Below are 14,809 nucleotides of genomic sequence, written 5' to 3'. Positions count from 1 at the left end.
TTGGTGTTGGTGTTGGTGTTGGTGTTGGTGTTGGTGTTGGTGTTGGTGTTGGTGTTGGTGTTGGTGTTGGTGTTGGTGTTGGTGTTGGCGTCGGTGTTGGCGTCGGTATTGGCGTCGGTAATGGTGTTGGGGTTGGTATTGGTGCTGGTGCTGGTGCTGGTGCTGGTGCTGGTGTTACTGCTGGTAATGGGGTTGGGGTTGGTATTGGTGCTGGTGTTGGTGTTGTTCCTGATGCTTCAGCTTTAGCTTTGTCTATAGCTTCTGTTGCTGCATAGGATCCGACTACAAGATCGGCGCGAGTAGCAAGCTTGGCTCCATCGTTGCCTAGATCAATACCGCTCACTTTGGCAACATCTAAGTAACCCTGATACCATGGAGTCGTCGTTTGCACCTCAGATTTTTTACCAAACCCCTTAACTAGCATTGTAGCAAGCTGCCCAGTAGTTACGTTATCCTTTGGTGCAAATGTGGTGTCCGTCATGCCATTAATGATTCCAGCTTTTTTTGCCGCTTCAATAAACGGAATTGCCCAAGCCGAAGAAGCATCCGTATCGTTCACATCTTTAAAGGACGAATTGGCTCCCGGCTGGACGGTTAAGTCAAAAATTTTAGCTACAAGTTTAGCAGATTCCGCACGCGTCATGTTTCCCGTAATATCAAATTTGTCGGTGCCATTACCTTCTATGTATCCCTTGGCTAGCAATGCATCAATTTTGGCAAGAAGAGACGCATCCAGACCTGCCAAATCTGTAAAATCTTTAGAAGTCTTTGTAGGTGGCGAGGTATCCCCTGCTGCGGCAACTACACCTGGAATGAGTAAGCAAGCTACTAACGATAGAAGAATCGATTTTGAAACTTTCCTTTTCATAGAAAAACGCTCCTTAATTTATTTTTTTAAGTGTAAATCTGACTTAAGGCTTATATCGGCATTTAATTTAAATTTAAATAGATTTTCGATGAAAAATATTCTACGCCCCGGGGTTATTTAGCAGCTGGTGACTTTAAGGATAGTTGGGCATTCTCAACAGGAACCCTCAAAAATTCTTATCGATGCCGAATCTCGGTCTCAGAAATTTTGTGGCATAGGAACGGAAGAGCCATGGCCCTGATTTTTCGCCGATAGACTCGTTAAGCTGAACCGTATCGTAAGTAGTGGTAAAGCAGAGGATCGAATTGAGGGTGGAAGCTGCAATGCTCTATCTGCGGATAGGGGCGTAAATGCTCCACAGATGTGGAGTGCTGTGTGTTGCTTACGCGAATATAAGAAATACGTAGGAGATGAGGGTAAATATGATTAAAATAGATGGTCTTTACAAAATTACGAATGAAAAGATCACGCCTCCCCACTGTCCTAGCTTTTCGGGAATTGTTGCCGGCCAGTGCAAAGGAGATTTATGGGTTGATAATGCTGAATATCCCACTGTTGCAATTGCAAACTCTTATCCAGTTGGGGGATTTGCTTTTTTAGGTGAAATCAGATCCCAAGAGACATACAACACAATTTTAGCATTTGTTTATGAAGAATTATTCCCACTGCTAAAGTTGAGAAAGATAGACTGCTTTGAGTTTTCAATTGAAAGCGAGAATTTAAGAAAACATGTTTTGGAGATGTTTTCAACCGAATCTATACAAAGCGAAAAAGAGTTTCATTACAGAAAAAATGAGAGGTACCCTAAACAGATTAATCTGCCTGAACAATATTCCGTACATGAAGTTAATTCTGAATTATGGAATCTGATAAAAGAGAGGAAGATTGAAAATCAAGAAATGCTTACTGAACGAATACTAGGGTCTTGGGAGAGCATAGACGACTTTTTTAATAAGAGCCTAGCTTTTTGCATCATGTGTGTTGATAAAATTGTTGCTGTTATTGTTGGAACTGCCAGATTTAATCGTTATATTGCAATTGACATTGCAACAGAGGAAGAACACCGAAAAAAGAGTCTCGGGCAGATACTTACTCAAACGTTTGTTAATGAATGTATAGAAAGAGGGTTACTGCCCCAATGGTCATGTGTGGAGTCCAACCTTGCTTCTAGAAAACTTGTTGAAAAAGCGAATTTTAAATTTCTAAAGCAAAACGATGTGTATTGGTTTAATATATAGTCACTTGAAAAATGGAGATTTCCAAATGCATCACATGTGGAGTGCTGTGTGTCGCTCATAAGAGAATAGCATTTAAGAGCCGCATTTAGGAGACTTGTCTACACTTTGGACATGGAGAGGTGAACACGGTGATGGATAAGGAATTATTGAAGCAGGTAGGCGCCCGGATTCGTGCTCTGCGGAAAGAGCGGGGCCTGTCGCAGGAGGCGCTTGGGGAGATAGGCGGGTTTCAATACATGGTTACTGCAGCAGAGCGTGATATTTAGGATATGGTAGGCATGCTCCGTGAGGCTAATGAGGAGAAGGTACGTGTGGCTAAGAATGTACTGAAGGAATTATTATAAAGAATCATTATGAAGCAAGCCTATCTATTCATAGTATAAACAACAGAGGCGGCCTTCCAGGCCGCCCTTTGTTTTCGCAGATAGACCCTTTAAGCGAAAGGGATTAAGGCTGCATAACCTTCACCATCTGCGCCTCGAATTCCGCGTAAGTGATTTTACCCAAAGCCAAATCCATGCTATGAAGGTAGATTTGTTCTGTTTTCGAATAGTCGCGCTCCACTTTCAGTGACTGCTCCTCGCCCGGGAGGGGCTCCAGGACATGACACTTGTTCGCAAAAGCTTCGAAATAGCGGTAGCCAAATTTGCGTTGCGAAACCGCGTTGATATGAATGCCATCAGGATTCGCGGTCAACTCTGCTGCCGTTACGAAATAACAATGTGGCTGTTCGTTAGCGAAGCGCAACAATTGTTCATTGATCTGTCTATACTCTGTCGCTTGCTGTCCAAAACCAGTCTTCCCAAGGAAATCGCCAAGTCCGCCAATGATGAGCGGCACCTCATCAAGATTCAATTCGTTTCTTAGGGTCTCGATGATAAGGGTTAATTTCTCGTAATACGTTTCATGCAGCGATTGATAACTGTCGCTCTCACCCTGGTGCCACAGAATCCCGCAGATTTGACTGGACCGCAAGGCGAAGCGGGCTTCGGACAAAGCATGCTGAAAAAGGATGCCCTCCGGATGCCAATCATTCAAAGAACTGCCACCTTCTGCACAGGGAATCAACCCAATTTCTTCGTCAGAATGGGCTTTCGACCAGGCATTGGCGAAAGACGCCGCCAGGCTTACTCCGGAGACCGGACGGTCATAATTAATCGGCTCTGTCATCATCTGCCACTGTCCATTACGCAGCATTTTTATTTTTTCATTATATATAGGGTCGACTTCATGCAAAAATCCACGGCCTGCCATATTAGATTGACCCAACATTAAAAATGATTTTATCATTTAATCTTCATTCCTTTACATAACTAATATAGGCTAATTGAGTCATTATATAGTCTGATTAGACTAAAATCAATTAATGATCATTATGCCTGGAATTAGAGATAAACCAAGAAGATTTCTTTACTATCGCGGAAGTGATACATGCGGTCATCCAATAAAGCTGAGAATTCCGTTGAAGGAAATTCAAAGGATTCTGCAGAGTGATGAGTCCAGGATCGCACTTGCTGTGTTCCAAGAAAAGATGTATGAACTATCCAGCGAAATGACGGCATTGTCTGTCATTCACAATGTACTGCAAAACTTGGTAGATCAACTCAAGCTCCATGCCGAAGTGAAGCTGAACCCGGGAGTCTGGAAGGATAAAACTCTGCTACAGATCGTTGAAGCCCTTCCTTTATCCAAAAGTAATCTCAAGGAGGACCTATCCATGAACGATTTGATCAAGGCAGATCAACATTTATCCACGCTTAAGGATGTACGGATTGTTTACCTTCCGCCTTCACCAGTGGCTTCGATCCAAGTAATTGGAAAATCACCGGAGTATGAAACGGGGATGGAGTTGCAAAAGTTTATGATGTATGTATGGTTCAAAGGAAGAGCATTTGAATTACATCAACCAGTATCATTTAAGCAATGAGGAAATCGATAAGGTGGTACAATTGGATTTACTACTTCCGATAAAGTCAAAGTTGAACCGGTAAATGATACAAGGCCATCCCGTAAAGGATGGCCTTAAAACTTTTGAAGAGAAACGGCCAGTTGATTGGATCCGTGAGTCTTTCAAAATTCCATGGGCCGGAACTTGCCATTCCAACCGTTACGAACCGTATCATAAGTAGGGGGAACAGTTTGACGTGAAGTCCTTGCTGGCAGTGGAACGAGAGGGTGTTCAGCTACCAGAAGCTTGCTTCATTTAGTTTGATCGGGATGCCGAATTCCATTTCGCACTGTCCATCCGGATGGTGAAGGGAGTTGGGGAAGTAAATCTCTAGGGCCGGACGTGAAACGTCCCATATATACGGGCTTAGGGGAAGCCACTCGATGGAGACCAGGTGCAGCAGATCTTTCACCGTATCCGGTCTGTCGGTCATCCGCACAATGGCGTATTTGCCTCCAGGAATCGTCCGGATGCCCAGATCGCCAGTCGGCGTCATCCGTTGCTCCGTTGTAATGCAAGCGTCATACCTGTGTCTGCCGTCCGGCGTGATGAAAGGGTCGTCGAGGATGAGTCCGACCGTCATACTTCCTTTTTTTAGTGCTTCTCTCGCGTCCAACCACGAGGCTACCCGCTCAAATAGCCCCGTAATGTCCGAATTGATTTTTCCTTCATTGATGGTTCCCCTATACCGGGCGTAGATAGCAGTCATTGGAGCAAGGTTCCGAATCTCAATCGGGAGTTCCGCCAGCTTGCGGGACAGTTCGGTGGACTTTTCAAAGGTGAACCGGGCCCTGAACCGTTCCGCAATCGTCTGGAGAGGAAACCTGTCCCGGCATTCGGAAGCACTCAGGCCGGTATGCTCGCGGAACACTCTGCAAAAGTGGGCCGGGGTTTGCATACCACAATCCAAGGCGATATCAGTTATGCTCCGGTTTGGGTGGAACAACAGTAGCTTGATTGCCTTCTCGATGCGGATCCGCCGGGTAAACCCGTGCACGTTCTCACCCATCACCGCTTTGAACACCCGATGGAAGTGAAAGGGGGAGAAGGCGCCCACGTCCGACACTTCTTTAAGGGTTAATGGATCCGTAAGATGCTCCTCCATGTAGTTGACGACATGGTTGACCCGGTACCGGTATTCCAATTCCAAGGCTTTGGCTGTCACCATCCGTTTCACCGCCCTCCCTTATTCCCATTATTGATTAAATCCGATCTCTATTATAGCAAGAATTGTTAATCGGGTAGCAAGAAATTGGAAGACGATCCACGCCCATTACACTACCATAAGGGAAGATAGAAGAATAACCTTAAAGGGTGTGTTCATGTATGACCGAAATATTCCGTTATGCCAAGCTAGCCGTGTTGGCAGGGGCAGCTTGCCTGATCCTTACCACGTCCGCTTGCTCTCCGGAAAAGTCCTTAGCCCCTGCGTTGTCCCCCGGCAACTCCAAGGTGATCAACTTGCCAAACGGGGAGTGGCCGATCGGCACTCCAGAGCAGGTTGAGATGGATCCCAAGGAAGTCGAAGCAGTGATGCAATATGTCAAGGAATCGCCGGTTCTCTCCATGCTAGTTGTTAAGGACGGCACAATTGTCTCCGAGTATTACAAGGATGGCATGTCGGATACCAAGCTGGCTATAAACTCGATCACCAAGAGCGTGACATCGCTCTTGATCGGGATAGCTATCGACAAAGGTTATCTGAAAGGAATAAATGAGCCGATAGAGCCATTTTTCCCCGAATATAAGGAGTTGTTCGATTCACCCGATAAGAGATCCATTACATTAGAGCACTTGCTCAGCATGACAAGTGGCTTACATTTCCCGGAATGGACTGATTGGAATTATATGATCCAGCCTATGACGGAGACCAAGGACTGGAACCAATTTGTACTCAGCCAACCGATGGATTCTAGGCCAGGTGAAATATGGAATTACAATACAGGCGGTTCCCAATTAATGGCGGCGATTCTCAGGAAAACGACTGGGCAATCCGAACTCGATTTTGCCAAGGAGCATCTGTTGGGTCCTCTCGGAATTGATAGCATGAAGTGGCCCCATTCACCGGACGATTCGAATTCAGGGGGCTTCGGCCTGAAGATGAAGCCAAGGGATCTGGCCAAGATTGGCCAATTGGTGCTTAACCGTGGCGTATGGGATGGCAAGCGCATCGTCTCGGAAGCATGGATCCGGGAATCGACCTCTCGGCATTCGGAGGGAAATGTGTTTTTCGGCGAATATGGCCACCATTGGTGGATGAATCAGTACGGCGGGCACGAGGCAGTTTTTGGTATGGGTTATGCCGGCCAATATCTGACCATCGTACCCGACCTGGATCTAGTGATCGTCGTGAACTCGGCTGCCACCGGGAATCCCCGGGATACCACCCTTCCTATTCAGTTTATCGAGAGCTTGGTTAAAGCGGTGAAGAACAAATAGAGGACATAGTCCTAGCCTGCCGCTGTTTTATTGAGACTCCAATCAACGTTGACATTTGAATTTATACCACAATTAAAGGGCACCCACACGAATACTCTTTAATTTCGCAATTATGACCCAAGTGTTTGATAATGAAGCATCACGATCTGACCCATTCTCTCGGAATGGGTTAAAGTTAGATTCTCTGGCACTGTTCCGGCAGGGAATAAGGGAATGCCTTCTCCCAGAATGGTGGGAATAAGCGCAATTTGGAGCTCATCCAGCAATTGAAGCTTCAGGACGCTCTGGACAAGCAATCCACCGCCTACAATCCAGACCTTGCCTTCTGAGGTTTGTTGTAACCGGGGGATAAGCCGGTCAATGGATTCGCCTGTAAAAACAACATGTGGCGCAGGAGATTGCCCGGAACGCGTAAGGACAAAAGCCGGTTTATCTGCATAGGGGAATTCATCGGCTAGCTTCAGCACCTCTTCATAAGTATTCCGCCCCATCACTACGCTTCCCACAGTTCCATAGAATTCACTATACCCGTTATCCCCTCCATTCCCTTCGATCTCATACAACCAATCGACAGAGCCATCGGGCTTTGCGATGTAACCATCCAGACTCATAGCGATGTATAGCACAACTTTATGTTTTGACATTGTTATCGCTCCCTTCTAGATTCAATGATACACTTGAACTATGACAAAATATGACGTAGTTAGGTGAAGCCATTGATTAATCGAAGACTGGAAATTATGCGGACATTGGATTCAAGGACCAAATTTACGGCCCGCCAGCTGGCGGAACGATTCGGAGTATCGCTAAGGACGATCCAACGCGATCTGGATTATCTGCAGCAGATGGGGGTTCCTCTGTATTCGGAGGTAGGCATACACGGGGGGTACCGGGTGCTGCCGAACCGGATTTTGCCACCCCTTCAATTAACACAGCACGAGGCGTTGGGATTGTTCCTGATGATTGAATATTTGGAGCATATTCCGGATTTTCCCTATGGAATCATCCGGGCTCAACTGGCAGATCAATATTATTCCGGATTGCCGGATGATGTGCGGGATCTGATTAGGCGTTCGAAGCAGCATCTTGCCGTTCTTCAGCACTCTTCGATACGCCCAGCGCCGTTAACGACCCAGGTGTTAGGTGCAGCCGTGGAGAAGAGAGAGATTTCATTTGCTTATCATTCCCGCAGCGGCAAGAAGAATGTGCAGGTCTATCCGCTCGGGATCTATTATGAACAAGGGTATTGGTATATGCCCGCCAGCAAGCAGGGTGAGATTCGCCTGTATCGGGTCGATCGGATGGAGAAGCTGGAGGAAGGGCCTCACCGAATAGAGGAGTCACTTCCAACGCTCGCAGCATGGATGAAGGCCGGGGAGACCAGGGATAGCACCGAGGTCATATTACATTTTACAGATATGGGCGTAAGGCTGGCGGAGTCGGACTGGGTATTCGCTTCAGTTCTGGACAGGGAATGGCGGGGCCTTATTCCTGTGGAAGAGTTCCCGTTCACGGCGCAGAAGCTGCTTGCATACGGACCGGAAGTGAAGGTGGTCTCTCCAAGGGAGTTGCAGGAATGTGTCAGAGAGTTGCTGGAGAAGACTATAAGTCAGTATTCATAACATACTCAATATCCATTTTCTTGGGGTGTTGACGTTTTTTTTGTATGATAAAGTTGACATGGTGTATGGTTTGGTATACATTATGTTTAGTTAACTATACTAAAGGCGGTGTCATACATGACTTATCAGGAAAAGAAGAGCATCGTATCGCTAATCAGCACCCTGCTCATTTTTACAGTGTATTTGCTGTACAGGTACCCGCAGTATCCAAATGAAGTGTTGGATTCAAAAGTAACCTTCCATTACTGGGGTTCCTTCATTCTTGTATTGACCTTGGTTTCCATCGCGGCACATATCGTGATCAGCATTGTTTTTAACATCATCTTCCGCATGACGACAGGTGAAAAGGAACCTGCATTCGCGGACGAACTGGATAAGCGCATTGACTTGTTGGCCCTCCGAAATTCATTTGCTATGTTTGTCAGTGGCTTCCTATTGGCTATGGGCTCATTGGTTATAGACCAGCCTTTGAAGGTAATGTTCATCATCCTAATCGCCGCTGGATTTCTGTCAGACGTAACCGGTTCAATATCGAGACTGTATTACTACAGGAGAGGAGTCTAAGATGGGCAAAGTTCTTGTTGGCAATTACATCAGAAAATTACGATTCGATCTTAATGAAATGACCCAGCAGCAGCTGGCCGACAAGGCAGGTGTAACCAGACAAACGATCGTAGCTCTCGAAAAAGGAAATTACTCTCCTTCACTGGAGTTGGCCTTTCGTATAGCCCGCACCTTTAACTTGCCGCTCGAAGAGGTATTCTTTTACGGGGGAAATTCAGAGGAGCCAAGTGGGAAATAGATAGGGGGTAAAGGATGAGAGCAATGGTATATGCCAAATACGGTTCGCCTGATGTGCTTCACCTGAAGGAGCTAGAGAAACCTGCACCGAAGGATAACGAAGTACTTGTCAGAATCTATGCGGCAACGGTAACAGCGGGGGACTGGCGTATGCGAAAGGCCGCCCCGTTCCTTGCAAGATTGTACAATGGTCTCTTAAGGCCCAAAAAGGTAACGATATTGGGGTTTGAGTTAGCCGGGGAAGTTGAAGCCGCAGGCAAAAATGTAACACGCTTTAAGATTGGCGATCAAATATTTGCGTCTTGTGGTTTCGGCTTCGGTGCATATGCCGAGTACAAATGTCTGCCTGAAGATGGACTGGTGGTCATGAAGCCGGTCAATGTGAGCTATGAGCAGGCTGCTGCTGTTCCCGTCGGGGGGCTCACCGCGCTGAACTTTCTAAGGAAGGGGAACATCGCGAGCGGAATGAAGGTGCTTATTTATGGAGCCTCTGGAAGTGTGGGAACTTATGCGGTCCAGCTTGCCAAATATTATGGGGCAGATGTAACAGGGGTATGCAGTACTGCTAATCTTGAGCTGGTAAGATCTATAGGAGCCGATCGGGTCATAGATTATACGAAACAGAAGTTTATGGCGCATGAAGAAAGCTATGATCTGATCTTTGATGCCGTCGGGCAAACGATATCGAAAATCAAAAAATCGGCATTCAAAAAAGCCCTGCGTACGAACGGGACGTATGTGAGTGTGGATATGTCACACAAGCCTCGCGTTGAAGATCTTATCTTCCTCCAAGAGCAGCTTGAGGCCGGTACCCTTAAGCCTGTTATTGATAGATGCTATTCGCTGGAACAAATTCCGGATGCCCATCGTTATGTCGAACAAAAACATAAGAAGGGGAATGTCGTCATTACTGTAAGTTCCCTATCCTAAGAAGCAGCTCAAAGGGAGTGTGAGAACACTCCCTTTGAGCTGTTATGGTATGTTATCCGAATGTCAAATTTAAAGCGCTTACTATTATAGTTTTATATAAAATGTATTTATTAACATTATTCGACAAAATTCACCTTACTTTTACGTGGTAGCTATGATATATTCTGGGTGAATATGGATAGTAAAGAAGTGAATGGGGAAGGAGAATGCGTATGGAGGCGCTTGTGTGGACATCGAATCATAAGCTGGAGCTCTGCGAATGGGAAGAGCCTAGAATTGCAGCACCGGATGAAGTCAAGATCCGGATTGAGATGACGGGTGTATGTGGAACAGATTTAGCAGTCATCACGGGGAAAGAGGAGGGGGTTCCAGGCGTTATTCGCGGTCATGAGGCTGTGGGGACCGTAATTGAAACCGGCAGCAACGTTGACCGCGTTAAGGTAGGCGACCGCGTGGTTATTGATCCGAATCAAAGCTGCGAGAAATGTTATTTTTGCTTGAAGAAACAGCCGCACCTCTGTACGGGCACCGATGGAAATGGGATGCCTATTGCAGGTTTGAATCGAAATGGGACATTCACTTTTTTTTACTCTACTGTACAAACGTTTGCACACCAGCTTCCTGACCATATGAGCTGGGAAACAGGGGTTTTGATCGAGCCTCTTGCCTGTGTGCTGCACAATTTCAAAGAGGCTAATGTCACTGCAGACGATAAGGTGCTCATTCTTGGATCGGGTCCGATGGGATTGTTAAGTCAAATTGTGAGTAAATCCAAGGCGGCGCTTACCGTTGCGACGGAGATTAATCCTTACCGGCTGGCTTTTGCCAGAGAAATCTCAGATTATGCTCTGACACCTTCCCAATTACATGAAGCTACTGTAGACGAGATCTGCTCGGGACATAAGTTTGATGTGATTATCGACACGGTAGGCACTCAGCTCGAAATGGCGGAGCAATGGATTGAGCGTGGAGGCCGCATCGTTCCTTTTGGTATTAATGCGAATTACCGGTACACCTTTTCTCCTACCAAATTCGTACAGCATGCCATCAAAATTATCGCAGCAGGCGAATACCGCTACATGTTCGAGGAAGCTATACGGTTTGCTGCTGAGACACCTGAACTGGAGAAACTGGTGACTAGAAAAGTTAAGCTCAATCAGCACGAAGCAGCAATCAACGAGTTGATCGGCTATGAATTGAATTCTTTGAAGGTGGTTGAGAGTGATACCGTGAAGACGGTTTTTGTTCCCTAAATGTGGAGCTGTAATTAGCGAGGGGTGGATCTATTCATGGGCAAAGAAGGAAAAATTAGACTTGTTCAGGATTACTTGTCTATGCACAAGGCCAGAGAGGTAGAGCCAATTTGGATACCTGCAGTGTGGAATGAGTGCAGCTATAAGCCTATTCTCTTCGAAAAAGACGGTGAAATATGTGTGCATCCGTACGATTTTTTGACAGAGCATTTGAGGTATGTAGACAAGCTTTCCTGGAGGTATTTGCTCAAGGAACGCACGAATTTAGACGAAAGCACGATCTATTCTGCGTTAATTCGTTATTCGACGGCCTGGGATTACAACCATGACGGAACAGTCGAATCGGGCACTTTTCTAAGATTCCTTATTCTTCTGCCGCTGTTAAAGAAAATGGGCGTCAATATTCTGTATATGCTTCCAGTAAACCAGTACAGCAAGTTAAATCTGAAGGGGGATATCGGGTCACCTTACGCTGTGCAATCGTTATTCCACTTGGACCAGAATCTGCATGACAGCTTGTTGGACGGTATGGAAGAGTTCACCATCCACGATGAGCTTAGCGCTTTGGTAGAAGCTTGTCATTTGCTTGATATCAAGACGGTTGTCGATTTCATTCCTCGTGTAACGGCGAGAAACAGTGCATTCATTACTGAGCATCCCGAATGGGTGTACTGGATCAAGCTTGAGGAATTAGAAGGCTTTGCGCCGCCGCCGATTCCTGAGCTTGGATTCTTTGAGGAATGTACGCCTGACCACTTGGAGACGGTCTACCACAGCCAGGAGACCGCAGCATTCCTGCGGAAGTTCTCACCGCCGCCCCATGAACTTCATCCCAGACTTTGGCAGCAGTTGAAGGAAAGAGCTGCTAATCATGGAGACGAGCTATTAACTTTGGTGGAGCAAGAGATGGGAATAACAACCTCTCCGGCGCATTCGGATTGGATTAATGATGTGCAGCCGATTTGGACAGACATTACGTTCTTGCGCCTCTATAAAGATTTCTCTCCGCAAGTGAGACATCTTATCAGCCCGACTCAGGCGCCATATGTCCTTTTTGATACGATTAAATGCAATGACTACCCGGGAGAGGAGCCGAATTGGGAGTTATGGGACGTTCTGGAGCAGGCAGTACGCTTTAATCTCGAAAAGTATGGGATTGACGGCTTTCGCATCGACATCGGACATGTGCTTCCTATTCCGTTGTTGACTCGTATTTTTGACACGGTTAAAGAGATGAATCCGAATGCGCTTCTGATCAGTGAAGACTTGTTCAACCGCAATCACAGGAAGGCAGCGAACACGGGCTACAACATTATGCTTGGAAGCGGATGGAACGTGATGACGGAGATTACTAAGGAGAACCTGGTTTCATTCTTAGAGGAACTGCCTAAGTTGAATATTCATGTGTTTGCTTGTGCAGAAACGGCAGATACTCCCCGGATCACGAGCCGTGGCGGTGTCGGGGTTGCCCGGATGATCGCAGTATTTAATCAATTTCTTCCGAACGCAATTCCTTACGTGACAACAGGCTATGAAATGAATGAGGAGCAGCCCCTCAACTGTGGTCTTGGTGACAACACGAACGGTGAGGAGATTTCCCGCGCTTTTTTTAATGTCATGCAAATTAATTGGACTAATCCTGCACCCATGCTGCCGCTGCTGGCGGAGCTAAGTGAATTTAAGGAAGCTTGGCACCACCTCGTGAAGCCGGAGAACTTTTTCGTGGCTCAATCCCCGGAAGGTACTGCTATATACGGGTATATGCAAGGGGATGAGATGATGCTGTGCTGCTTTAACTTGAGTGCCGATGCTTTCTGCCAAGTCGATTTAAACGTGGCCGTACCCGGCCGATGCCCATTGACCGTAGCACTGGATAGCTCTTTAACGGGTAGCAGCGTAGGTCAGGCGTTCGACTTCTTGCAGCTTGCGCCTAATCAGGCTCTAGTGCTCATAAACAATTTTTAGAAAAGGGAGAGAGGCTGCGAATGGAAAAGAACAACAAGGAAATCGTGCTATGGCATGAGTTTGACGGTCCGGGAGATACCTCGATTGAAGTGCTGGAGGGGATTTGCAAGCTGTATACAGAGCGCTTCAGCGTACAAATTACGCCACAAGTGATGAACATTACGGATCTGACTGCGCGCTTGAACCGAATCAAACATACCCGCCAAGGTCCGTATCTGGCGATGGTTCCTGCCGATATGTCCTCCTATGTCGACAATGGTCTTTACTCCGAGGTTCCGGGCGGGTTGTTTGAGGATGTGCTGACTGAGGAGGCCCTTTCCACGATGCAAATGGAGGGTGTCCAGTATGGTATCCCGGTCTTGCGGGGCAATCATCTGGTTCTATATTACAATCCGGAGATTTACCCCAGTGCACCGGCGACATGGGACGTGTTTGAAGAGGCAGCAGAGAGGTTAACCGCCCAAGGAATCGTACCCATTGGGGCGGATCTACAACAGGGCTATTGGTTTATTCCGTTCCTTACAGCTTTCGGTGGCTGGCCTGTACAGAATGGAAAGCCGAATATCGTCAGCCCTGAGATGAAGCAAGCGCTTGAGTTCATCCGCGACAAGATGGATCAGGGCGTACTCGTCAGTCTCGACGGTTCTACAGGACTGCTAGAGCAGTTCATTGACGGTAAGATCGGCGCTATTATTTGTGGGGAGTGGATCTACAACCATCTGGACAAGCATATGAACGATAGGCTTGAGGTTTGCCAGCTTCCAGTCATAGAAGGCCAGCAATCGCTATCTATGTCTTCTTCCATCGGCCTGATCTACCCGAATTTTTCGTTAACCACGGAGGAGCGGGAAGATATTTTGTCATTCACGCGTTTTATGCTGAGTGACGAATGCCAAACCCTGTGGACGCAGGGCGTGCAGCGAATTCCGGCTCAGGAGCAGGTGCTACACCGCCTAAGTGCCTCTGCTGCACCTAATAAAAGAATGATTTTGTCGCTTTTAGACCACACACGGCCGATGCCGACTTACCCCTTCATGATCCATGTCTGGGAGGCGCTCAATGCGGGTCTGATCGAGTTGCCTTTAAGCAATCCCGAACAAGCCTTGAAAAAAATGGAACAGACCCTCCAAGCATCCTGGGGCGCATTAAAAAACTAATCAGATAAGGGGAAAAGAGAAATGAAAACAACGATATTCAGCCAAATTTCAATCGACGGAAAGCTCACGATGGGAGCCGGGAATTCGAGTAAAGAGCTTTTTTCTTTATTTTCCAGTGAGGATATGGAATTCATCCATCTGTTCCGGGGGAATGTGCAGGGCATTATGGTTGGTAAAAATACAATCCTGACCGACAATCCATTTCTTACGAATCGGTATGAGGAGAACAAAAATCCAATCCGTATCATACCGACGACTACCCTGGATATTCCGATGGACTGCAATGTGCTTTCGGATCAGGGAAAGACGATTATTGTCACGACCGAGAAAGGACGGGATGAAGGTAAGATCAAGCAGATCCGGGAAAGAGGGAAGGAGTGCCTCATCTGCGGCAAGGATACCGTTGATTTTGTGGAGCTTGAACGTCAGTTAGAGGAACACTACGGGATCACCAGCCTGATGGTCGAAGGTGGCGGATTTTTGAACTGGCATATGTTCAACCAGGATATCGTCGATGAAATTATTCTGATGCAGCTCCCGATCATCATAGGCGGCTCCACGAACATTACATTAGTGGATGGAGACGGG

At 46.8% G+C, this 14,809-nt stretch carries 16 protein-coding genes; 12 read left to right on the top strand and 4 right to left on the bottom strand.

Going from position 1 to position 14,809, the window contains the following annotated elements:
* The coding region (locus tag C162_RS35995; protein WP_162174471.1) for an S-layer homology domain-containing protein at positions 1-868 on the bottom strand (868 nt) is incomplete at its 3' end.
* 422 nt (positions 869-1,290) lie between these two features.
* Here C162_RS35995 and C162_RS17205 point away from each other — a divergent pair.
* Complete coding sequence (locus C162_RS17205) at positions 1,291-2,106, top strand: GNAT family N-acetyltransferase (protein ID WP_036695812.1); 816 nt, start codon at positions 1,291-1,293, stop codon at positions 2,104-2,106.
* A gap of 131 nt (positions 2,107-2,237) precedes the next feature.
* Positions 2,238-2,372: a hypothetical protein gene (locus C162_RS37460; RefSeq protein WP_305954377.1), complete on the top strand. Its 135-nt coding sequence runs from the start codon at positions 2,238-2,240 to the stop codon at positions 2,370-2,372.
* Between the two features lie 181 nt (positions 2,373-2,553).
* Here the strand turns inward: C162_RS37460 and C162_RS17200 are convergent, their stop codons facing one another.
* Positions 2,554-3,396 carry a sialate O-acetylesterase gene (locus C162_RS17200; RefSeq protein WP_036695810.1) on the bottom strand — a complete coding sequence of 281 codons (843 nt, stop codon included), beginning with the start codon at positions 3,394-3,396 and terminating at the stop codon, positions 2,554-2,556.
* A 172-nt stretch (positions 3,397-3,568) separates the two neighbouring features.
* On the opposite strand from C162_RS17200, the gene C162_RS17195 reads away from it, so the two are divergent.
* Positions 3,569-4,033 (top strand): hypothetical protein, encoded by a 465-nt coding sequence (locus tag C162_RS17195; RefSeq protein WP_051493626.1) that lies wholly within the window; start codon positions 3,569-3,571, stop codon positions 4,031-4,033.
* Between the two features lie 256 nt (positions 4,034-4,289).
* On the opposite strand, the gene C162_RS17190 is transcribed toward C162_RS17195, so the two are convergent.
* The gene (locus C162_RS17190) at positions 4,290-5,222 is read right to left on the bottom strand and encodes an AraC family transcriptional regulator (RefSeq protein ID WP_036695808.1); all 933 of its coding nucleotides are present in this window, start codon (positions 5,220-5,222) and stop codon (positions 4,290-4,292) included.
* A gap of 158 nt (positions 5,223-5,380) precedes the next feature.
* On the opposite strand from C162_RS17190, the gene C162_RS17185 reads away from it, so the two are divergent.
* Positions 5,381-6,493 (top strand): serine hydrolase domain-containing protein, encoded by a 1,113-nt coding sequence (locus C162_RS17185; RefSeq protein WP_051493624.1) that lies wholly within the window; start codon positions 5,381-5,383, stop codon positions 6,491-6,493.
* 110 nt (positions 6,494-6,603) lie between these two features.
* Here the strand turns inward: C162_RS17185 and C162_RS17180 are convergent, their stop codons facing one another.
* Complete coding sequence (locus tag C162_RS17180) at positions 6,604-7,137, bottom strand: dihydrofolate reductase family protein (RefSeq protein WP_036695805.1); 534 nt, start codon at positions 7,135-7,137, stop codon at positions 6,604-6,606.
* Positions 7,138-7,209: 72 nt separating this feature from the next.
* On the opposite strand from C162_RS17180, the gene C162_RS17175 reads away from it, so the two are divergent.
* The 8 genes from C162_RS17175 to C162_RS17140 form a co-directional block, all read left to right on the top strand.
* Complete coding sequence (locus tag C162_RS17175) at positions 7,210-8,115, top strand: helix-turn-helix transcriptional regulator (protein WP_143804265.1); 906 nt, start codon at positions 7,210-7,212, stop codon at positions 8,113-8,115.
* 117 nt (positions 8,116-8,232) lie between these two features.
* A complete protein-coding gene (locus tag C162_RS17170) occupies positions 8,233-8,679 on the top strand; it encodes a hypothetical protein (RefSeq protein ID WP_036695800.1) in 447 nt (148 codons plus the stop codon).
* Position 8,680: 1 nt separating this feature from the next.
* The gene (locus C162_RS17165) at positions 8,681-8,917 is read left to right on the top strand and encodes a helix-turn-helix transcriptional regulator (protein ID WP_036695797.1); all 237 of its coding nucleotides are present in this window, start codon (positions 8,681-8,683) and stop codon (positions 8,915-8,917) included.
* Between the two features lie 14 nt (positions 8,918-8,931).
* On the top strand, positions 8,932-9,846 hold the full coding sequence (locus C162_RS17160) for an NAD(P)-dependent alcohol dehydrogenase (protein ID WP_036695796.1): 915 nt from the start codon (positions 8,932-8,934) through the stop codon (positions 9,844-9,846).
* Positions 9,847-10,058: 212 nt separating this feature from the next.
* Positions 10,059-11,099: a zinc-dependent alcohol dehydrogenase gene (locus C162_RS17155; RefSeq protein ID WP_036695795.1), complete on the top strand. Its 1,041-nt coding sequence runs from the start codon at positions 10,059-10,061 to the stop codon at positions 11,097-11,099.
* Positions 11,100-11,135: 36 nt separating this feature from the next.
* Positions 11,136-13,064, top strand: coding sequence for an alpha-amylase (locus C162_RS17150; RefSeq protein WP_036695794.1), 1,929 nt, complete (start codon positions 11,136-11,138; stop codon positions 13,062-13,064).
* A 20-nt stretch (positions 13,065-13,084) separates the two neighbouring features.
* Positions 13,085-14,221, top strand: a complete 1,137-nt coding sequence (locus C162_RS17145; protein ID WP_036695791.1) for a sugar ABC transporter substrate-binding protein — start codon at positions 13,085-13,087, stop codon at positions 14,219-14,221.
* Between the two features lie 21 nt (positions 14,222-14,242).
* A partial coding sequence (locus tag C162_RS17140; RefSeq protein WP_036695789.1) for a dihydrofolate reductase family protein occupies positions 14,243-14,809 on the top strand: 567 nt, incomplete at its 3' end.

It is taken from the genome of Paenibacillus sp. FSL R7-269 (assembly GCF_000517865.1).
Classification (GTDB): domain Bacteria; phylum Bacillota; class Bacilli; order Paenibacillales; family Paenibacillaceae; genus Paenibacillus_AQ.
The sequence above is the reverse complement of the archived record's forward strand: the minus strand, read 5'-3'. Positions and strand labels throughout refer to the sequence as shown.